General features: G+C 25.2%; 17 protein-coding genes. 4 read left to right on the top strand and 13 right to left on the bottom strand.

Features of this window, described 5'->3' with window-relative positions; all coding sequences use genetic code 4:
• Positions 1-49 precede the first annotated feature (49 nt).
• Positions 50-2,176: a RelA/SpoT family protein gene (locus ACLFO7_RS00645; RefSeq protein ID WP_412032422.1), complete on the top strand. Its 2,127-nt coding sequence runs from the start codon at positions 50-52 to the stop codon at positions 2,174-2,176.
• A gap of 72 nt (positions 2,177-2,248) precedes the next feature.
• Here ACLFO7_RS00645 and ACLFO7_RS00640 read toward each other — a convergent pair whose 3' ends face one another.
• A complete protein-coding gene (locus tag ACLFO7_RS00640; protein ID WP_412032421.1) occupies positions 2,249-2,527 on the bottom strand; it encodes a hypothetical protein in 279 nt (92 codons plus the stop codon).
• Positions 2,528-2,706: 179 nt separating this feature from the next.
• Between ACLFO7_RS00640 and ACLFO7_RS00635 the strand changes: the two genes are divergently transcribed.
• The 3 genes from ACLFO7_RS00635 to ytpR all read left to right on the top strand — a co-directional run bounded on the left by ACLFO7_RS00635 (position 2,707) and on the right by ytpR (position 5,657).
• Positions 2,707-3,897, top strand: coding sequence for an acetate/propionate family kinase (locus tag ACLFO7_RS00635; RefSeq protein ID WP_412032420.1), 1,191 nt, complete (start codon positions 2,707-2,709; stop codon positions 3,895-3,897).
• 91 nt (positions 3,898-3,988) lie between these two features.
• Positions 3,989-5,065, top strand: a complete 1,077-nt coding sequence (gene ispG / locus ACLFO7_RS00630; RefSeq protein WP_412032419.1) for a flavodoxin-dependent (E)-4-hydroxy-3-methylbut-2-enyl-diphosphate synthase — start codon at positions 3,989-3,991, stop codon at positions 5,063-5,065.
• A gap of 1 nt (position 5,066) precedes the next feature.
• Positions 5,067-5,657: a YtpR family tRNA-binding protein gene (ytpR, locus tag ACLFO7_RS00625; RefSeq protein ID WP_412032418.1), complete on the top strand. Its 591-nt coding sequence runs from the start codon at positions 5,067-5,069 to the stop codon at positions 5,655-5,657.
• Positions 5,658-5,698: 41 nt separating this feature from the next.
• Here ytpR and ACLFO7_RS00620 read toward each other — a convergent pair whose 3' ends face one another.
• From ACLFO7_RS00620 to nadE, 12 genes are all read right to left on the bottom strand, one after another.
• A complete protein-coding gene (locus ACLFO7_RS00620) occupies positions 5,699-6,436 on the bottom strand; it encodes a YbhB/YbcL family Raf kinase inhibitor-like protein (protein WP_412032417.1) in 738 nt (245 codons plus the stop codon).
• Between the two features lie 2 nt (positions 6,437-6,438).
• The gene (locus ACLFO7_RS00615; protein WP_412032416.1) at positions 6,439-7,032 is read right to left on the bottom strand and encodes a hypothetical protein; all 594 of its coding nucleotides are present in this window, start codon (positions 7,030-7,032) and stop codon (positions 6,439-6,441) included.
• Positions 7,033-7,050: 18 nt separating this feature from the next.
• Positions 7,051-8,028 carry a phosphotransferase gene (locus ACLFO7_RS00610; protein WP_412032415.1) on the bottom strand — a complete coding sequence of 326 codons (978 nt, stop codon included), beginning with the start codon at positions 8,026-8,028 and terminating at the stop codon, positions 7,051-7,053.
• Between the two features lie 264 nt (positions 8,029-8,292).
• Positions 8,293-12,153, bottom strand: coding sequence for a DNA-directed RNA polymerase subunit beta' (gene rpoC / locus ACLFO7_RS00605; RefSeq protein WP_412032414.1), 3,861 nt, complete (start codon positions 12,151-12,153; stop codon positions 8,293-8,295).
• 2 nt (positions 12,154-12,155) lie between these two features.
• Positions 12,156-16,364 (bottom strand): DNA-directed RNA polymerase subunit beta, encoded by a 4,209-nt coding sequence (locus tag ACLFO7_RS00600; protein ID WP_412032413.1) that lies wholly within the window; start codon positions 16,362-16,364, stop codon positions 12,156-12,158.
• Positions 16,365-16,543: 179 nt separating this feature from the next.
• A complete protein-coding gene (pyk, locus tag ACLFO7_RS00595; RefSeq protein ID WP_412032412.1) occupies positions 16,544-18,043 on the bottom strand; it encodes a pyruvate kinase in 1,500 nt (499 codons plus the stop codon).
• A gap of 137 nt (positions 18,044-18,180) precedes the next feature.
• Positions 18,181-19,374 (bottom strand): type II CAAX prenyl endopeptidase Rce1 family protein, encoded by a 1,194-nt coding sequence (locus ACLFO7_RS00590; RefSeq protein ID WP_412032411.1) that lies wholly within the window; start codon positions 19,372-19,374, stop codon positions 18,181-18,183.
• Positions 19,375-19,476: 102 nt separating this feature from the next.
• A complete protein-coding gene (locus ACLFO7_RS00585; protein ID WP_412032410.1) occupies positions 19,477-20,490 on the bottom strand; it encodes a CPBP family intramembrane glutamic endopeptidase in 1,014 nt (337 codons plus the stop codon).
• 54 nt (positions 20,491-20,544) lie between these two features.
• The gene (locus ACLFO7_RS00580; RefSeq protein WP_412032409.1) at positions 20,545-21,393 is read right to left on the bottom strand and encodes a hypothetical protein; all 849 of its coding nucleotides are present in this window, start codon (positions 21,391-21,393) and stop codon (positions 20,545-20,547) included.
• A gap of 7 nt (positions 21,394-21,400) precedes the next feature.
• Positions 21,401-21,598, bottom strand: coding sequence for a hypothetical protein (locus ACLFO7_RS00575; RefSeq protein WP_412032408.1), 198 nt, complete (start codon positions 21,596-21,598; stop codon positions 21,401-21,403).
• Positions 21,570-22,424, bottom strand: a complete 855-nt coding sequence (locus ACLFO7_RS00570; protein WP_412032407.1) for an AAA family ATPase — start codon at positions 22,422-22,424, stop codon at positions 21,570-21,572. Before ACLFO7_RS00570 ends, ACLFO7_RS00575 begins: the two co-directional genes overlap by 29 nt.
• Positions 22,425-22,604: 180 nt before the next feature.
• Complete coding sequence (nadE, locus tag ACLFO7_RS00565) at positions 22,605-23,351, bottom strand: NAD(+) synthase (RefSeq protein ID WP_412032406.1); 747 nt, start codon at positions 23,349-23,351, stop codon at positions 22,605-22,607.

The raw sequence follows: 23,351 nt of genomic DNA, 5'->3' as shown, positions 1-23,351 counted from the left end.
AATCTTGTAGTGACTAAAAAATTACTAAAATAATGTACTAAGGTGTGCTATGAATACTAATTTAAATAAAAGATATGCTGTTTTATCAAATGCATTAACAAAGATGAAATTTAATAATGAAGAGAAAAAAGGAATAAAAAAAGCTTATGAATTTGCCTTAAGAAAGCACGGCAGCCAACTAAGAAGAAGTGGAGAACCTTATATTATTCATCCACTAGAAACAGCAATTTATTTGGTTGAATGAAAAATGGATACCCCAACAATAATAACAGGTCTGCTGCATGATGTACTTGAAGACACAGAAACAACAGAGGAAGAATTAACATCAAAGTTTGGCAATAATATTACTGAAATGGTAAAAGCAGTTACAAAAGTTTCTAAACTATCAGAAGAAAATAGATCTAGAGAAAATTATGAAAATACTAACAATGAATATCTAATTAGAGTTATTATGTCAGTTTCTAAAGACCTTAGACCTGTAATGGTCAAACTAGCAGACAGAATGCATAATATGTCTACAATTCACCATTTAAAAAAAGAAAAACAAAAAAGAATAGCTAATGAAACATTTCATATATATGCTAATGTAGCAGGAAGATTAGGCATGTATCAACAAAAATCAATGCTATTGGATTTATCTTTTGCTGTATTAGATCCTGAAAACTATGATGAAACAAAAAAGAAAATTGACACTTTTATTGATTCTAATAAAGATAATATAAACAAATTTAAAATAGAATTTGAAAATATTCTTAAAAAAAATAATATAGATGCATATGTACTAGAAAGAATAAAAGGAATTTATTCAACTTATAAAAAAATACAAAAAGGTATGGATCCTATAAATATCCATGATATTTATGCTATTAGAATTATAGGAAATTATGATGTAATTAAATGTTATCAAATATTGGGACTTGCGCATATAAATTTCACTTTTTTACCACAAACATTCAAAGATTATATATCATCACCAAAATTAAATTTATATCAATCACTTCATACAACTATTGCATATAATAAAATGTTAATTGAAATACAAATACGTAATTTAGTTATGGATAATGTTGCAAATTATGGAGTTGCAGCTCATTGAATTTATAAAGATAATGAGGGATCAGACGAACTTGTAACAGACTCTTTGTTAAAAGATGTCATTGATGAAAATGAAATAACAGCTCAAAGAATAAAAAATATCTCTAGAATTAAAATTTTTGATGTTCTTCTTTTAAACAATAATAAGTGATATGTTGTTACTGAAAATTCTACTGTATTAGATTTAGCATATAGATATAATAAAGAAAAAATTGGTTATGTAAAAAATATATTAAAAGATAATGTTAGAGTCCCTTTAACATATAACCCAATTAAAAATGACATTTTTACAATTGAGTATTCTAACAAACTTGAAGTAAATAACGATTGATATAATTATGTAACAACAAATGAAGCTAAAAATTATATAAATGAAATATCAAATAGTGATTCTCTTACAAAGGAAACTGAAATTATTTCAAAAATTAGAGAGTATTTAAAAAATGATATAGAAAGTGCAAGTGAAATTAAAAAAAGAATAAAATTTTTAAATTTTAACTATTTAACTGAATATCTAAATTTTTATCAAAAAAATATAAACATTGATCAAGAAACACTGTATGGATTTTTTAGTAAAAAACAAAAATGAAAAAAATATTATTCAAAATTGTTAGATGCAAAAGAAAAAACAAGTTTATCTGCATTTAATATAATTGACAAAAATATAATTCACTATAAAAAAATTAAATTTCCAGATTGTTGTTCAAAAGTACCTGGCTTACAAATAATTGGATGTTTAGAAAAGTCAGTTTTATATGTTCATAAGTTTAATTGTCCAAATGTTGAAAATTACACAAAAAGATATGTACTTGATTGAGACAATGAAAAACTAAAAGAATTTTCAAGAATGTATTATTGTTCATTAAGTGTTACATATGATTCAACATTTATTAAAATTAATTCAATCATTCATCTTATAACAAGTATGGGAATTGAAATAGTATATTTACAAACAATTAAATTAAACAATCATAGCAAATTAACAACATTCAAATTAAAAATAAACAATTTTAATGTTATTAGAAAACTTGTAAATGATATGTATTTTAAATATGAAAACATTTTAATTAAGATAATTTAAAAAAGATGCTCAATAAGCATCTTTTTTAACATATATTTTATTTAAGGATCGTGAAAAACAAAAAACATTTTTTTACATAAATATATTTGATTTAGATGGATATTTTGACAGTCTATAACTAATTTTTGACTTTGAATAATTTGGCGAATAATTACTTGTCTTCTGATTAGATTCATCATTTGATACAAATGATGTTACTATTGTGAAAATAAATTGCAGAATAGAAAGAACAGTAGAACCAATTATTCCAAATCCAATAGAATTATTTCAAAAATTATTAGATTGAGTATTTTTACTTCCACCAAAAATAATTTTTTTATCTTTTTTAGATAATTTATATTTTTCTATCATTTTTACCTCCCAATTATATATACGTAAAGTTTTATATAAAATTAGAAATTTTCATTTAAAAAAATAGAAATTTATATCTATTTATATATATTTTTGGTGTTTATTTTATAAAAGCAAATTGTTATATTTAAAAATTTGTTAAAATATATTTGAATTATTTTATATTAAGTGAGGAATTTATGAATTATATATTAGTAGTTAATGCTGGTTCAAGTTCAATTAAATTTAGATTATACTCTGAAAACAATTTAGTCGAAATTGCTTCTGCATTGTGTGAAAGAATAGAAATTGATGGATTATTTAAAATATCTTATCAAGTAAATGATAAACTTGAAAAATTTGAAGAAAAAACAAATTTTAGTAGTCATGAAGTGGCAATAGATTATTGTTTAAAAAAATTAGTTGATTTAAAAATTGTAAATAATTTAAATGAAATTATTGGAGTGGGTCATAGAGTTGTTCAAGGAGGAGAGATAAGTCAATCAAGTTTAATAGACACAAAAGTTTTAGCAGAAATAGAAAAATGTATTAAACTTGCCCCTTTACATAACAAACCAGAATTAGAAGTTATTAAAATTATTAACAAAAAAATACCTAATTCTAAACCAGTTGCTGTCTTTGATACTTCATTCCATACAACTATTCCAAAATTAAATAATTACTATCCTATCCCAAAGAAATGAGTTGATTCATTTAAAATAAAAAAATATGGTTTCCATGGAACATCATACAGATATATATACGAAAAAATGGAATCAATAATTAAAAAAGGTAGACCATTAAATTTAATAGTTTGTCATTTGGGAAATGGTGCAAGTATATGTTGTATTAAAAATGGAAAATCATTTGATACAACTATGGGATTCACTCCTATGGCAGGATTGATAATGGGAACACGTTGTGGTGATATTGATCCTTCAATTGCAGATTATTTAATAAACCAAGAAAAAAACTCTGCTACTGCAGTTTTTAATTCTTATAACAAAGAATCAGGTTTAAAAGCAATATGTGGAAGTTCTGATTTTAGAGATATTAATGCAAATGTATTGCCAGGTAATGAATTTGAATTCGCAAGAGATATATTTGCTCAAAAAGTTGCAAACACTATTAGTGTATATTTAAACCATTTAGAAAATAAGATTGACGGAATTGTATTTACTGGTGGTATTGGTGAAAATGATGACATAGTAAGAAACATTATTTGTAAAAAAATATTTGTCAAAAAAATCAGTGTTAATGCTTCAAAAAACAAATTAAAATATGATGACTATAAAAAAATTAGTGGCTTATTTTCTCCAATAAAAGTTTATGCTGTTAGAACTAATGAAGAATTGAAGATAGCTCAAGATACAAAAAGTTTTATAAAATAAAAATATAAATTAAATACTTGTAATCAATAGTTACAAGTATTTTATTATTTATTTAACTACTTTAATATAATTTATATTATTGAGGAAAATTATGAAAACAATTAGAGAACAAACAGTACCTATTTTTGTTAAGGATATACAAATTGGTGGGAATAATAAAGTAGTAATCCAATCTATGACAACTACAAAAACAAATGATCTAGAATCTACAATAAAACAAATCAAACAATTAGTAGAAGAAGGTTGTGAACTTGTAAGGGTTGCTGTTCTTGATGATAACGATGCAAATGCACTAAAATATATTGTTGATAATTCTCCATGTCCTATAATAGCAGATATACATTTCAATCCAATGCTTGCTATAAAAGCCATAGATAATGGTGTTGCAAAAATTAGATTAAACCCAGGAAATATAAAAAACAAAGAAGATTTACAAAAAATCATTACAAAGGCAAATAGCAAAAATATTCCAATAAGAGTTGGAGTTAATAGTGGTTCATTGCCAATTGATTTAGTTAAAAAATTTGGTGTTAGTGCTAAATCAATGATAATTGCTGCTAAAAGATATATTGATGTATTTGAACTACATGGATTTAAAAATATTGTTATTTCCTTAAAAGCAACAGACCCATTACTAGCAATAGAATCATATAAATTAGCATCTAAAATTTTTAAATATCCACTACATATTGGAATAACAGAAGCTGGTTCTTTATTTAATGGAACAATTAAATCATCTGCTGGCTTAGGAGTCTTACTATATAATGGTATTGGAAATACAATTAGAATTTCATTAACTGGTAATCCGATAAGTGAAATAAAAGTATGTAAAAAACTTTTAAATACATTTGGATTATATGACAATTTAGTTGATGTAATCTCTTGTCCAACTTGTGGAAGATTAAATTTTAAATTAGAACCTGTTGTTCAAGAAATTGAAGATTACACTAAAGAAATGAAATTTCCATTGAAAATTGCAATACTTGGATGTGCTGTCAATGGACCAGGAGAAGCAAAAGAAGCAGATATTGGAATTGCTGGTGGAAATGGCAGTGGAATAATTTTTGAAAAAGGTAAAGTTATTAAGACAGTTAATGAAGATGAATTAGTTAGTGAATTAAAAAAGATTATTGATTTGAAATATAAAGAATTTAAAAAAGGAAAATAATATGATAAATATTTTTTATAATAAAAAAGGTTTAAATGATATTTTAACTGTAAAGGTTAATTCATCAACAAATATATCTAGATCAATTAAAAATAATTCATTTTTGATTAATTTTGATAATGATAAGGTGCATTCTATTGCAATCAAAAATGTAAGTAATTTCATAGACATAAATGAAGGATATTTGAACTATGATAATCAAATAAAAAACTTCATTTTAAAAGTAACAAATATAAATCTAGATGAGTATGATAATAAAAAATTTATTATAGGTGAAATTGTTGAAGTTAAAGACATACCAAATACACATTTACATGTTTGCAAAGTTAATATTGGCAACCAAACTTTACAAATAGTTTGTGGTGCAAAAAATGTAAAAAATAATATGAAAGTTGTAGTTGCTCAAATAGGAACAATTATGCCAAATGGAATGGTAATTAATAAAGGTAAATTGCAAGGTTTTGATTCTTTTGGTATGCTATGCAGCGAAAAAGAACTTTTTAATAAAGACATAGTATCAACAGGAATATTAGAAATAACAGAAAAATATAGTATTGGTGATGAATTTGTAGAACACTATAATAACAACTAATGAATTCAAAAAAAAAAAAAAAATAGACTAAATTATTTAGTCTATTTTTTTAATTTAATATTCAAATCTTTACAGTATTTGTTATTTTCCAATGAATTAGAAGAATCATTTTTGTATTTAAAACAAAGTGTTCAAGATCCAACAACATGATTCATAATAGACTGAAGCATGTCACCAATATAAAATGGTTTATTTAATTTTGATTTAACCAATGGTTCAAATGATTCAATGTATTCTAATTTGTCTGCATCAACATCAAGCCCAAACACAGTTACTAAATAATGTGTTTCAACAAATGGAGAAATAGGACCAACATAAATACATGAATCTTCCCAATTGTCTGCTAACAAAGATTTTGGTAAATTATTTTTAAGTTTTTCTTTTTTATCATTTTGGTCAAAGTAATATTCAGTTGTAGAATTATGTCCTTGTCACAAAATATCTTTTGTAAAGTTTTTACTTTTTTTATTTTTTCATTTAACAAAATCCAATAATGATTGGTCATCATACAATTCATTTTCTTTTATATTCACAACAATCCAATGTATATATTGTGAACCAATCAATTTATTACTATCATATGATTCCATAACTAATGCATATGATTTTGCACCACTAATCTTTTTTCATCATAAAGGAAATGAGTGACTAGGAAATTTTGTAATATTTTTATTACATGAATTTATACCATATTTATTTGATAAATATCCTCTTGAATCAATTGCAGGAGAATATATTTCATCTCTATTTCCCACTCTTCATTTTATATTCTTATACATAACTAGTTCCCTTTAAACCAAAAAGATTTATAATGAACACCAACAATATATTTTTGAATTTTTAAAGATAAGTCACCTAGAAAAAATCCTGGATCAATATCAATTTCTTTGCTACTAACACCTATAATTGTTAGTAAAAACATATGAGGTTTTTCTCTGGAAAGCATAGGATAAAATCCAATTGAGTCATCAAAGCTCGCACTTCTATAACCACTTGGCAAAACTTCATAATAAATTCCTTTTTGATTATCATTCATTTTAGGAACACTACTATTTAATCCTTGCACAATTTCCTTATTATTTAAGTTTGCACTTGCTTCTAATGTAGTAGTACTAATATTTGCAACAGATCAGTGTAAAAATGGAAAACCAAAAATTTTATTAGCATCATAATCAACAAGCAACAATACATATGATTCAGCACCTGGTATTGGATCTCATGACATTTCAAAAGAAGTATACTTGCTATCCACTAATTTAATAGCCTTAGGGTTTAATCATGTATATCCATTTTCATCTTGATTAAAATCTTTTGAAAAAATCGATTTATTAAATGTATTATTATCACCTTTTATTGTAATATTTCTAAATTCCATTAATTCTCCTAAATATATTTAATCTTCTGTTATATCAATTTTAAATTCCTTATTAAATTTAAATTGTTCTGCATTTGGTTTAATTGCAAGTCTATAGTATCAATGTGGAATAAAATTGTTAAAATTATCATATTGTTTTAGAACACCTTTAACAATTCTATTCACTTTTAGAATTTCACTTAATCCTTTACTATTAGCTCATAGAGATAATGATAAGCAATTGTATGCAGTTAACACAGCATATTTTAATCAAAAAGTGTTAGGAATATTTTTATCAAAATAACCATTTAATACACCTAGACAAAATTCATAACTTATGTCAACATCATACATTTGTATTTTAACTAAATCTAAAATAGGATCTTCCACAGTAGCTTTATCAAAATCAATTATTCCAAATTTCAAATCCTTATCAATAATCATATTATTTAAATGAAAATCATGATGAATGTAACAAGGTACAAAATCATTAATCTTATTAATATTATCATTTATAAAATTAATTAAAATGTTATCATAACCTGTTTTCATTTTAGAATTCATATATAAAAGCATTTTTTTTGCTCTTCTTCTTCTAATTAAATTAATAGGAACACAATCTTTTTCATCTAATTTTATTTTATGTATCATATTTAGACTACTTCCAGCAATTTTTCCTAACATATATTTTGTTGTTTGTGGCAACAAATTGATCTTGTCCTTTAGAACTTCCCCATCAATCCAAGATTGTATACTAAAAACATTGTTTTTTTCATTAAAATAACCATAATCAAAATTTTGAGGCTTTTTAAAAGGCAAATTAGAGATTTTTTTTAACAATCTATAAACCAATTGTTTTCTTGGAAAATTATTATAAGAACCAATTTTTATAAGGTATTCTTCATTCTTATAATTGATTACATGATACTTTATTTCATCAGAATAACCTAAATTTATTTTAGAATATGTTCTTCATTTTCTATTATTAGTTATAGTTTTTATAGGAGAATTTAGCATATTAATCCCTTAAATAATTAATTTGTTAATTGTATTCTATATGTTGTGATTGTAACATATGAGCAAGAAACTTAAACAAATATTAATTAAATTAATTGTGAAATTAAAACATAGAAATTAATACAATTCTTACATTAAATAGTAATAATCTAAATTAAAAATATTAAATTAACAAATTAATATTTAAGCTTGGATTTATTTTATCAAAATTATTAAATATATTATAAAAAAAATCACTATGACTGATCATAGCGATTTTAAAAACTAATATTCTTGATTGAACATTCTAATTCCTTCTTCAATAATTTTTTCCTTTTCTTGTTGTCCTGTACCACAAGGGATTAAATTACCAAAGATTACATTTTCTTTCAATCCTTTTAATTTATCAACTTCACCTTTTACAGATGCATCAGTAAGAATTTTTTTGGTGTCTTGGAATGATGCAGCTGCTAAGAATGAACCAGTTTTACTTGGAGCTTCATCCAAACCAAAAATTAAATTTATAGCAGTTGCTGGCGCCTTATTTTTAGCAAGAATTAAATTTTCATTTTCATTTCTGAAAATATTTATATCAACAATTTGACCTACAAAGAAATTTGAATCCCCAGCATCTTGAACTTGAACTTTATTAGTTAATTGTCTAATAATAACTTCAATATATTTATCTGCAATTTCAATACCTTGAATACGATAAACTTTTTGAACTTCTTTTATTATGTAGTTTCTAACAGCTTCAATACCAGCTATTTTCAATAATTCTTTAATATCAATTGAACCTTCAGTTATTTTGCTGCCTGGAAACACTTTATCATCAATTTTAACTCTTAATGTTGATTCAAAATCAACTTCATATTTAACTTCTTCATTTTTGTTTTTAATTGTTACAACTTGTTTATTACCTTTTTGCTGAATTTGTTTAACTGTTCCATTTATTTCTGAAATAACTGCACGTTCTCATTCTTTTGGAGGAATTATATCAAATAATTGTTTAAGTCTCTCAAACCCTTGAGCAATATTACTACCACCACTTACTCCACCTGTATGGAAAGTACGCATTGTTAATTGAGTACCAGGTTCTCCAATAGATTGAGCTGCAATAACACCAATTGCAGTATATTTTTCTACTAACTTATTTGTTGTTAAATCAGTACCAAAACATTTTTGACAAATTCCATATTGTGTTTTACAGTGTAAAACAGATCTAACTTCTACTTGTTCAACACCAGCATTTTCAATTGCAATAGCCTGTTCTTTTGTAATTAACTCATGTGCATGAGCCAAAACTTTTTTAGTTTTTGGATCAATCACATTTTGCAATGGTGTTCTATTAATTAATCTATCTTTCAATGTTTCTATAACAGAACCATTTTTAGTATCTTCAATTTTTTCAATAATTGTTCCACGTTTTGTTCCACAATCTTCTTCATTAACAATAACATCTTGAGTGGCATCAACTAATTTACGAGTCATATATCCAGATTTTGATGTTTTCATTGCAGTATCTGTCATACCCTTACGTGCACCATATGATGAATTGAAATATTCACTAATTGTTAATCCTTCAATAAATGAATTTTTAATAGGAACTTCAATTGTATCCTTAATTACCTTAGACTTTTGTTTTTGATCATAGTTATAAGACTTGCTCATCAAACCACGCATACCAGATAATTGAGTAAAGTTTGACATGTTACCTCTAGCACCTGAATTCGCCATAATGACAATTGAATTATTTTGATATTCAGGTTGCTTAATTAATTCACCAATATCTTCAGATACTTTACTAGTAACTTTTGTTCATTCATCTACTACACGTTTATATCTTTCATCATCTGTCAATAAACCTTTTTGATAAAACTTTCTAAGTTGTTCAACCTTTTTATCAGCTTCTTCAAAATATTTATGTTTTTTACTATAGTCTGGAACATCAAATGCACTAACTGTAGTAGATGATTTTGTTGAATATTCAAAACCAATATCTTTAATTTTATCCATTGTTTGTGGAACTACATAAATATGATCTTCATCATTATATTTTTCATATAAGATATTAACTATTTCAGATAAAGTTTTTTTAGTAAATGCACCATATAATTTCTTTTGTGCAATAACTTTTCTATAATCTTGCCCAAATTCAACAATATCACTTTCTGATAAATTTCCTAAATTTAATGGATCATTTAAATAAGGCATATCTTTTGGTAATAAATCATTCAAAATAATTTTTCCAACTGTTGTAATTAAAATTCCTTCTTTTTTAAATTGTTTTTCAGGAAAAACACTTGTAGGAATACAAACAATTGCATGTAAACCTACTTTATTCAAGTAATAAATACTTTTTACTTCATCAACTGAACTAAATAAAATACCTTCACCCAATTGACCTCTTTTTTCCATTGTTAAATAATAATTACCTAAAACCATATCTTGAGTTGGAGTAATAATAGGTTTACCATCTTTTGGACCAAGAATATGTCAACTTGCAAGTATTATAGATCTTGCTTCTGCTATTGCTTCAGGACTTAATGGAACATGAACTGCCATTTGGTCACCATCGAAGTCAGCATTAAATGCAGTTGTTACTAATGGATGTAATCTAATTGCTTTACCTTCAATCATAATTGGTTCAAATGCTTGAATACCAAGTCTATGTAATGTAGGAGCACGATTTAATAATACTGGACGTTGCTTAATCACTTCTTGAACAATTGGTCAAATAGTGTCATCTTGTCTTAAAATTAATTTTTCAGCAGATTTAATATTTGAAACAATTGGATCCTTTGGATTTCCGTCTTTATCAACTTTTTTAATTAATTCATGAATAATAAATGGTTTAAATAATTTTAAAATCATTATTGCTGGAATACCAACTTGATACATTTTTAAATTAGGTCCTATAACAATAACAGAACGTCCAGAATAATCAACTCTTTTACCCAATAGATTTTGTCTAAATAATCCTTGCTTACCTTTTAAGTGTTCTGATAAGGATTTAAGTGGTCTTTTATCTTTACCAAGAAGGGGTTTTTTACGTGATGAGTTATCAAATAAAGCATCAACTGATTCTTGCAATAATCTTTTCTCATTATTTAAAATAATTGATGGAGCTTTATTTTCAATAACTCTTTTCAAACGTTCATTTCTAATAATTATTTTTCTATAAAAACTATTAATATCACTTGTAGTAAATTTACCACCTTCAAGTTGAATAATTGGTCTTGTATCTGGAGGAGTAACAACAATATTCTTTAAAATCATTCATTCTGGTTTATTATTTGAATCTTTTAGTCATTTAATTGCTTCTAGTCTTCTTACTAATTTTTTTGTTCTAGAATCATTTGTTATTTCTTGACTTCTTAAAGTAGCATCAATTTTTTTGTATTCTTTATCCAAATCAATCTTCTGTAACAATTCCAAAATTGCTTCAGCACCAATACCAAATCTCATTCCAGTATATTTACTAATAAAATTAAATACTTCTTCAATAGAAAAAGGCATGTTAGATTGCTCTAAAGTATTATAAAAAGTTCTAGCAATGTTATATTTCATTTTTTCTTCAGCAGACTTATTTACATCAATTGATTCATAAATCTCTCTTAAAGTACGTCTTAATTTACTACGAGTTTCTTTTGAAGATTTTTGACTTGATAAATCAATAACTTCCTTCTCTTTAAAATTTTGTGGAAATTTTGAATTACCTGCATCCAAAACAATATAGTTTACAAAATAAACTACTTGTTCAACTTCTTTATATGAAATATCAAGTACTAAAGATATTTTTGAAGGACATGGTAACTCTTTTGTCATCCATATGTGAGCAATTGGAACAGCTAATTCTATATGTCCAATTCTTTCACGTCTAACAATTGATTCAGTAATTTCTACTTTACACTTTTCACAAACTTTTCCTCTAAATTTAATTTTCTTGTACTTACCACAAGAACATTCATAATCTTTCATTGGGCCAAATATAGCTTCATCAAAAAGACCATCTTTTTCAGGTTTTAATGACTTGTAATTAATTGTTTCAGATTTTTTTACTTCACCTCTAGATCATTCTCTAATCTTTTCTGGTGATGCCAAACCTATTTGAATACTTGTAATTCTAGAGTTTTTGCTTTTCATAATTATCCTTCTGATTCAATATTTTCATTATTTTTTGCCATTGCTTCTTTTGCATCTTGCATAATAGCTTCTTCTGTCATATTAGTAATATATTCATTAATGTCTTTTAACTCTTTGCCATCTTTTGTGATATTTACTTGCAATCCTAAACCTTGTAGTTGTTTAGTTAATAATTTAAACGATTCAGGCAAACCAGATTCTGGAATAGGTTTTCCTTTAATAATTGCATTATATGTATTATTTCTACCTTTAACATCATCTGATTTTATAGTTAATAATTCTCTTAAATTATGAGCAGCACCGTATGCTTCAAGTGCTCAGACTTCCATTTCACCAAATCTTTGACCACCATTTTGGCTTTTTCCACCAAGTGGTTGTTGAGTAATTTTAGAATATGGTCCAACAGCTCTTGAGTGAATTTTATCATCAACCATATGATCAAGTTTTAATATGTACATTACACCAATTGAAATGTCACCATCAAAGTATTCACCTGTTCTTCCATCAATTAATTTAAACTTACCATTTCTGCCCATACCTTCTGGGGAACTAACTGGATCAATACCTGCTTCTTTCATAATTACTTGTAAATCTTTTTTATTAACACCTTCAAATACTGGAGTTGCTACTTTATAAGTAATATCATCATGACTTATTCCTGCACGAGTAAGAACAATTGTGTAATCTAATTCAGTGAATTCTTTTTTTGCTTGTTCTAATGAAGTAATTTTCTTTTCTTTTAATAGTAAATTAAAATGTTTATTCAAAGTTTCTGCAACTTCAACACTTATACCAAATCATTGTTTATATTCTTCAAGTTTTGCTTTTGCAAAAACTAGTTCTAATATTTTACTTAAAGTAAGTTTTCTCATTGCATAACCTAAATGCAATTCAAGAATTTGTCCAATATTCATACGACTAGGCACACCAACAGGGTTCAACATAATATCAATTGGAGTTCCATCTTCTAAATGTGGCATATCTTCAATTGGTACAATTTTTGAAATAATACCCTTATTACCATGACGACCAGCCATTTTATCACCAATTTGAATTTTTCTTTTTTGAACAACATAAACTTTAATTTGTTCAATAACATCTGCATCTAACTCATAATCATCTTGAGCTTTAAATCTTTTCACAAAAGCAACTGTACCTTCTCCACCATGTGGAACTTTAAGTGATGTCTCTTTATGATTTTTAGACTTGTCACCAAAAATTGCTTGCAATAATTTTTCTTCAGAAGATAAATCAACTTGGCCTTTTGGAGAAATTTTACCAACAAGAACATCTCCCTCTTTTACTTCAGCACCAACCATTATAATACCTTCATCATCAAGATATCTTTTAGCAGTTTCTGATACATTAGGAACATCTCTTGTAATTTCTTCATCACCATTTTTTGCTCTTAAACATTCAACAGTATATTCAACAATGTGAATAGAAGTAAACACATCTTCTTTGAACAATCTACTAGACAAAATAATAGCATCTTCATAGTTGTAACCACTTCAAGTTGTGAATGCTACCAATGCATTTTGTCCTAATGCAAGTTCACCATTTTGCATTGCAGGACCATCCGCTAATGTTTGCCCATATTTAATTTTTTCATCAATTGATACAATTGGAATTTGATTATTACATGTGTTTTGATTAGATTTATTAAATTTTAAAAAATCATAATCAATTATTGAACCACTTTTTGTTTCAAGCTTTATTTTATTACCATCTACATATTTTACAGTAGCATCTTCTTTTTGATCATAAACATATGCCATACCTGAGTCATGAGCAATTCTGTACTCATTACCTGTCCCAACAATTGGAGCATGTGGTCTGATTAAAGGAGTTGCTTGACGTTGCATGTTTGCACCCATTAATGCACGATTGGCATCATCATTTTCCAAAAATGGAATAGAACTTGCTGCAATTGAAACAACTTGTTTTGGAGATATATCAAGATAATCAACTCTTTTTGCATCAAAGAATTCTCAACTAGATCTATATCTACAAAGTACTTTATCATTTAAAAATTTATTATCTTTAATATCAGGACTTGAACAAGCAATAATATATTCATCTTCCTTTAATGCAGTAAGTCATTCAATTTTATCTATAACCTTACCATTTTCAACAACATGATATGGTGTAATTAAAAATCCATTTTCATCAACATCTGCATAACTTGCAAGTGACATAATCAACCCAATGTTCATACCTTCTGGAGTTTCAATTGGACATATTTTGCCATAATGTGAATAATGAACATCACGAATATCCAAGTTTGGATCTTCTCTAGAAATACCACCAGGACCCATTGCAGATATTCTTCTTTTATTTGTTAATTCTGCAAGAGGATTTTGTTGATCTAAAAATTGTGTAAGTTGATGTGAATTAAAAAATTCTTTAAAACTCATTTGGAAAGGTTTTGTATTAATGATAGATTTAACAGTTATTGTTTTTTTAACTTCATTTTCATTTTCTTCTTGTGATTTATTAGCACCATCTGCAATAGCTAATTTATCATTAATAAACTTTTCAATTCTAGCTAAACCAGCTTGAGATCTTGCTTTTAATAATTCATGAATTAATTTTAGACGTTTATTACCTAAATGATCAATATCATCATAAAAGCCTATGTCATACTTTAAATTTATTACATATGAAGTAATAGATAAAATATCTGATAAAGTTAAAATTGAATTTGGCAACACTTTATCCTTGTAATTCTCTTTTTCATCGCTTTTCATTTTGCTATATGATTTTGCATCTTTATAGTCAAAAGCTCCAATTATTGGCACAATTGTTGTTTGTTCTTCATTATTAACATAAATGTTAATTTTTTCATATTTGCCAAAATGTTCTTGCCCTTTAACTTGAGTATTAATATTAGCTTCATAAATACTTGATAAACTATTTGTTTTATATAATTCTTTAATAATATCTAATTCTTGTTTAGTAATTAAAGTGTCTTTTTTAATTACTAATTTTCCTTTAGTATTATATAAATCTTGAGCTATTATTCTTTGATATAGTCTTTCAGAAACTCTCATTTTTCTAATCATTTTGTATCTACCAGCTTTTGATAAATCATAATTTTTGTGATTAAAAAAGTGATTATAAATAACAGCCTGATAACAGTGTTGAGATCTATCAGTAACTCTTGCTTTTGAATCAATACTTTTTGTTGAAATTGATAAATTTGAAACTAAATCTTTTGCTGCTTTTTCAGTTATTAAAGAATTTATAATAGAATCCATTTTTTGTTCAATTTCTTCTTTTTTTGACTTAGAAGTTTCTTGTTCTAATGAGTTCTCTAAATCTTTATATTCTTTAAATAATTCTTTAATTTTGCTATCAATACCATATGTAGTTTTCAAAGAATGGTCATCATTCGAATACAATTTTTTTAATTGATCAAATTCTGGTAATGAAAAAATTTCTTTTTTATTGTATTTTTCATTTTCAAAAGATTTAAGAATATATTCATTGTCATTAAAAATTGATTTAATTTCTTTTTCTGTTAGACCTAATGCTTTAAAGAATGTTGTGATTGGAACCAAACAAGTTGATTCTCCTGTTGCATCTCTAAACATAATTTGAATAAAATCTTTACCTTCTGCAATATAAATAAAAAATAATGTACCTTTAGATGGTAAAACTTCACAAACATATCCTTCTTGTATTCTTTTTCTAGAATTACTAAGTTTTATTTGTGATTTGTTCAATACATAAGGACCAGGAGATCTTACAATTTGAGAAATAACAAATTTCTCAATACCATTAACAATAAAAGTACCTTTCTCTGTCATTATTGGAATATTTGCAAAAAATATACCATCGTGATTATTTCCACCACTTTTTGTTTTTCCTGATTTTTTAACTTCTCCAGATACATTATCAATAATTGAAAGATTAACATATAATGGTCTATCATATGTTTTGCCTTCATTTCTTGCTTGTGCTTCTGTTCTTTTTGGTTGTTCAAGCTTTAAATCAACAAAATTTAAGCTATATCTTCCACCAATTGATTTTATAGGAAAAAGACTTTTAATTGTCTCTTCAAGTTCTGTTTCCATAAATTTTTTAAAAGAATTTTTTTGTAAATTTAACAAATTTGGTTCTTTGAAAGAAAAACTTTCAATTTTAGAATAATCTCTTCTTAAAACTGCATTTGAAAAGATTTTATCTTGATTTAGTTTTTTACTCATTTAACACCTCTTATGACAAATACAAAACTTTAAAATAAAGTTCCAATAACTATATATTATATATTAAAAAGGGCAAAAAAATAAAAAACATTATACATTAAAAATTAAAAAAGTAAATTAAATATTAAAAATATTTTGTGAAAATAAAAAAATGATAAGTAAACTTATCATTTAAATTATTAACTTTCAAAAATTTTATTGTCAGAAATCACTATACATTTATTTTCATCTTGTGGAATGATTCCTTTGACCTTTTTAACCATTTCTTTTACAAAATTTAAATCTGTACTTATTTTATCAACATAAATTGTGTTTACAGCATAATGTATTGAAAAACATCTTTTTAATTCAGGATTATCTGTAATAACAAAAATTGATGCAGCAGGTCTAATATTTGATAATGCAATTATTTCATCTCTTGTATTTCCAATATATATTATTGCTCCATATAAAAATGGTTCATTAAAAATATCTCTTTTAGGTGCAATCAAGTTTGCAACTTTTTGAACAGTTTTTCCAAAAGGTGTGTTATGAAATCTTGTATGAGCAAAATAAACATTAAGTGATCTATCATAATCAAATAATTTTTCTGATGAACGATTTATTGTACTCATCACTTCAACTGCATTCACAGGATATAATCCATTTGCTGTTTCTCCAGACAACATTGTGCAATCAGAACCACGTTCAACTGCAAAAAATACATCAGTAACTTCAGCTCTTGTTGCTTGTAATCTTGTTTCTAATGAATCAAGCATTTGGGTTGCAATTATAACTGTTTTAGCCTTATGTCTACAAGCTTTAATCATATACTTTTCATAATAAGGTACTTCATAATAAGGTATTTCTAAACCAAGGTCACCTCTTGCCACCATAATTGAATCTGAAGCATCAATAATTTCATCAATTGCATTTATTGCATTCATTGTTTCAATTTTTGAAATAATTTGAATGTGACTTGCATTATTATTATTTAGTATTTTTCTAATTTCATGAACATTTTGAGGACTATTTACAAAAGATGCAGCTATAAAATCAAAGTCATTTTCAATTGCAAATATAATATCATTGTAGTCTTGTTCAGACATGAATGGTATAGAATAATTTGCATTAGGTAAATTAATTCTTTTATTAGTTTTTAATAAATGTTCATTTTTAGCAACAGTTATTATATAACCTTCTTCTACATTCACTTCTTGTGCAATTAATTTTAGTTTCCCATCATCTACAAATATAATATCGCCAACATTAACATCTCTTGCCATATTATATAGTCCACTAGCATCATAAACACTAAATTTATTTGAGTCACCTACAATTTTATCAACTGTATAAATTGTAACTTCTGATTCTTTTTCAACTAAAACTTGACCATTCTTAATTTCATTCACTCTTATTTCTGGACCTTTAGTGTCTAAAATAAAACCAATATTAAGATTCTTTTCCTCTGCTACTTCTCTAGCTAATTTAATTTTAATTCCTTGTTCTTCATAAGTTCCATGAGAAAAATTAAATCTTACAGCATTAACACCAGCATCATATAATTTTGAAAGTTTATCTTTTGCTTCCAAAATTTGATCAGCATATTTTGGGTCATTAAACTGTTCATAAGTAAAAATTTTACCAGTGATTGATGGACCAATTGTTGCAATGATTTTTGTTTTCTTTAAACTATTCATATTTCATCCTTTATCATCATTGTAAATATCATTATAAATTACTATTTTTTAAAATATTCTATAAAAGTAAATTATTTAACAATAAAAAATTAACACATACAAGTGCTAATTTCTAATAAAAACAAAATAAATATAATTTAACTTGTAAAAGATAATATAAATCAAACAAGTGATAATAGAAAATTAATCAACATACATGGTACTAAATTTCTAGTTAAATAGTAAATTATTGCACTTACTAATCCCAATGGTATGTAGTATGAAATATCCATATAACTTTCATATTTATAGGATAATGAAACAATTGAATAATATATTATTGATGCTATGATTCCAAATACTGAATAGTTACAAAATAATAAAACAAAATATCTATAAAATATTTCTACAAATAAAGGTCCAACAAAAAGCCCTGAAATAAACATATTTACAATTCTAACAATATTGATGCTATTGGTATTCATAGAGACAGAATTATAAGGTTGATAAATTTTTTTTGATTGAATAGTATTTTTCAAAAAGGTACTAGCATATTCTAATCCAAAACATACTGCAAAACCAATTGCAACTATCAATAATGTTATTCATCAGTTATTACTTGAAAATGCCTTTTTAAATCATGTTTTAAACTCAACATTATTTCATGCAAAAATAATAACTAAAGCAAATATTATTAAATGTTGAAAGATACTTACCAATGAATAGATAAAACTATAACTCAAGTATGTGTTATATTCCATATTATTAGAACCTTTATTTAACATAAAAAGCACTACATAATTTATTAAATGCCCAAGCATCAAGATATAAAAAATAATAAAAAATACAAATATTTTTTTCTTTTTTAATATTTTTTCCTTACTATGTGCATAAGTCAAAAGCGGTATTAATGACAAAAGAATAGTAAAAACAGTAAATACAATTTTAGTTATATTCATTGTTACATCATTAGAAGTAAAGTTAAAAATTGCAGCAAAAAATTGAAAGGCAAACAATAAGAAAAATGGTAAAATTCCATTTCTGTAATTTAATTTAAAATTATCTCTATATCCATATCTATTTGATATTTTATATCTCAATAAATTTTTTGGATTATCATTTATTTCTTCTGTTTCGCTATTGGAATTTGGTGTATCCAAAATGCCATCATATAATGATGGTCCTTTATTTATAAAACGATTATAATTTTCATCATTTTCAAGATTATTTAATTGTTTATCTAACTCAGATTCAACATTTAAATTTTTATTTTCTTCTTTTTCATTTTTTGAATTGTTAGAATTTGAATCAAAATGTAGAAAATCAATTGAAGTATTTATAGTTTTAAACATTTTTAAAATCCATTTTTAATAATTGTGAATTATAAAGATTATAGCAATTGATTTGTATTATGAAGACAAAAACTAACACTGTAATGTGTTAGTTGAAAATCTTTACATTGTTAAAATTAATATAAAAGATAATAAATTACCAATAAAATGAATTGCTATACAAGGTGTTAAATTTCTAAAATAATAGTAAATAAATCCATTTACTATTCCTAAAGAAAAATAAGGAAATATATTTACAAAATCTCCATTTGCTGCAACATGAAGAAATGCAAAATAAATTGTCGAGCAAAAATATCCTCATACAGAGTGGTTAAAAAATAACGAAACAAAATATCTATAAATTACTTCTTCAAATATTGGTGCAACAATAACTGCTGAAATAAATAAAGTTACTACTCCAAAATTAGTATTTGTCATTTTAATAAGGGAAGACTGATTTTCAGAAACAGATCCATTATTAGAAATTGCATTAGGAATCAAATTTAAAACATATTGTAGTAAGTAAAATATTCCAAATCCAATTGCAATTATAATAAATGTTACTCATAAATTTCTCTTTGAAAATGACTTTTTTCATCATACTTTCACTACAATATTTTTTCTAATAAAAAAACAAACTATTAGCAATAAAGCAATAGAATTTAATAGTTCAATAGCTAAAGTCATTGTTGTATATTCATTAGAATTACTATCTAATTTAAATAAAATTGCTACTAAAGTAGAAATAATGAGCAAAAATATTCTCATAAATGGAAAGGCAATAAAAAATATATATATTTTCTTTTTGTTCAATACTTTAAATTTATTATAAACTATTCAAATAAAAGCAATCATCCCTAACAAAATAGATGAAATATTGTAATAAAAATTATATGTGGATTTGTTTGCAATTAAAAAACTCATTAATAAAGAAACAAAAAATGGTAGTAAAAACAACAAAAAGAATAATGGTAATACAATTTGCTTAATATCTAACTTAAAGTTATCTATAAAACCATATCTTTTTATTGCTTTATGAATTAATTTATTTTCATTTATAACATTAGTTTCAATTTTAAAATACTCATCCATCTCTTGATCTAAAACATTATTGTTTTTTCTAAAAATATTATGCATAATTTGACCTATTGTTTTTTGTAAAATTATAACACTTTATATTAATGTAAAAAATTACTCTACCAAAATAATAGATGGATTAAGGTATCTATTTAATATTGATGCAAAATATGGTTCTTTAGCTTTTAATGCTTCAATATCTTTGTTCAAAAGAGTTTGACCATAATTTTTTCATACTTGTGGAGTTGGATCAACTTCATAAATCATGAACATTATTCTTCTCAAAAAATCAGCACTTTCAAACATCAATCCTTGTCCATTAACATTTACACCATTTCTTATTTTTACAACCGATATTCTATAATAGTCAACATTTCTTTCAGTAGTTTTTGAAATATTTCCAATAGATAAATTATTAAAATCATATTGTCTGAAAAAACTTCTAATGATTTTACTATAACTTTTTCAATCCATGTGGCCACTAATATTAATTAATATAGTAGCAGATTTAAATTTTTCAGACTTTTCTTTTTCAAAAGCCAACATATAATTTGGAGAAATATTATTTAGATAATTAGGAACACTTGGAACGCCACCAACTGGAGCCAATTTTACATGCATTTTTTTTAAGTTATTAACTTTTAATAAACTAACTTTAACATCATTAAATCATGTTTCTTTAATATAATCTTCAATTGTTTTAAACTCATTAAACTTATCACCATTTCTTTCAACAATTCTATGACTTGCTAGTGTTAGTTGTGGAAATGTTTCAACTTTATTTGATTTTGCAACCATTTCTTGAATTAATTTTTTATATTTATCACCTGGATATTCTAAAATAATATCAACAAGTTCTTCTAAATATCACTCATCAATATAAACAATCATTTTTGGATTAATAACAATTTTTGTTACTTGTGATTTTATTAAGTTATTTTGTTTACTTTTTTTTGTTGCCATAATTTATTTACTTTTTTGAAGAATTTTTAGATTTAATTGTTACTATTTCTTTTTGTTTTAATGATTCTGAAGTTGAATTTGTAGTCTGTTTTGAATCATTTGCAACATTAGCAGCAGCTTTATTTTTTGCTTTTTGTTCTGCTTCAGATATTAATCCAAGAATTCTATCTTTAATTTTAGGTAAAGCATTCTTTAAAATAGTCATTTCAAATGCTTCTCTTCATGTATAACCACTTTGAACTAATCTTAAACAAGATTAAAGATCTTGTTGAACAAATTAATGGTAATTTTTCATTAAATACTATTCTTCTAGCCATTAAAAATCTATCAAAATAATATTTACCATTAATATAACCTCTAGAAAATCTTTCTTCCAATTTTTCATCATAAGGCATTTCTAAAAAAATGAATCTATCAAGTGTTGCAATATCTAATTGTTGACGAGCTGTATATCCTGTTCCAATATCAATACCATTAGTGTTACCCGCTCCAATTAATCTAAATTTTTCATGAGCAAAAACTCTACCATTTGGGAAATCTAAGAATTTATTTGCTAATGCAGCATTAATAATAATCAATGCTTCTGGATTAGATGCATCCATTTCATCAAATAAAAATAATCCACCATTTTTAAAACATTTATAAAAATCTGTTTCTATATAGTCACCTTTAGCACTTTTAAACCCAATTAATTTATATGGTTCAAGAATAGCACCACTAAAATAAAAATCTAATTTCAATGCCTTAGCAATTTCTTGAGCCATATATGTTTTTCCAGTACCTGGCATAGAATACAAATAAACATTAAAATCTTTTGCAATAAGTTTTAATACCTTTTCAAATAAAAAGTGCTGTTTTTTTATTCCTGGAACTTCTATTTGTCTAATATTCATTGATTCTAATGTTTGCTTTAACTCTTTAGAAGAAATTCCTGTTTCAATATGTTCTATTATATCTTTTGATACACCTAATATTTTTTCATCAATTATTTCTGAAACAATTTCTTTAATTTTATTTTTATTAGTAAACATTCCAACTCCACCTATAAATACATAACAAAACTAATCAAATTATACAATATATGTCAATTATTAATGTCACAAATTGGGAAAAATGACATAATTTATAGATAAAAAAGAGCATTATAGACATTTTGTTAACCAATATTGCCTAAAATGCTTTTTTAAAAATATACTTTAGAAAAAATGTAATTATATAATTTTACCTTTTTGCAAAGGAGAAGCAGGAAGTTTTCTTTTATGATCTGTATCAATTTGTAATTTAATTATTTGTACTAAATCCTTATTATCAATAAAGTTACCAAGTAAAAAATCATCAATAATACTATACTCAACTCCAAGATCTTCTTCATCAGTTTGATTAGGTCTTAATCCAGCAGTTGGTTTTTTATTTATAATTTTTTCAGGAACACCTAATATTTTGGCACACTCTTTAATATATGATTTTGGAAAATTTACTAATGGTAATATATCACAACCACTGTCACCATATTTTGTAAAATATCCTGTAACAAATTCAGCTGCATTTGATGTACCACAAACTAAAAATTTTTTATCTTGTGCATGAGAATACAATGAAACCATTCTAAGTCTAGCTTTAAGATTTCCTTTAGATTGTTCAGTCAGCCCTATTGGTAACACTTTAAGAAAAGTATTGTACACTTTTTCCAAATCTACATTTATATTTTGCACATTGTTAAAAGTATCTAAAACCAATTTTGCATCATCAATATCTTCTTGAGAATTTTCAATGTGCATAGTTAATGCTAAAGATTTGTGCGGAAAATAACGATTTGCTATTGCACATAAAAGCGCTGAATCAATACCACCTGAAACACCAAATATAATTCCTTGAGATCCTGTGGTATCAAGATACTCATTCAATCAACTAACTATCGAGTCTATTTTTTTACTATAATCAATTACTTTTTTATTCAT

This window comes from Malacoplasma muris, from assembly GCF_046774425.1.
GTDB classification, from domain to species: domain Bacteria; phylum Bacillota_I; class Bacilli_A; order Mycoplasmatales; family Mycoplasmoidaceae; genus Malacoplasma; species Malacoplasma muris.
The sequence above is the reverse complement of the archived record's forward strand: the minus strand, read 5'-3'. Positions and strand labels throughout refer to the sequence as shown.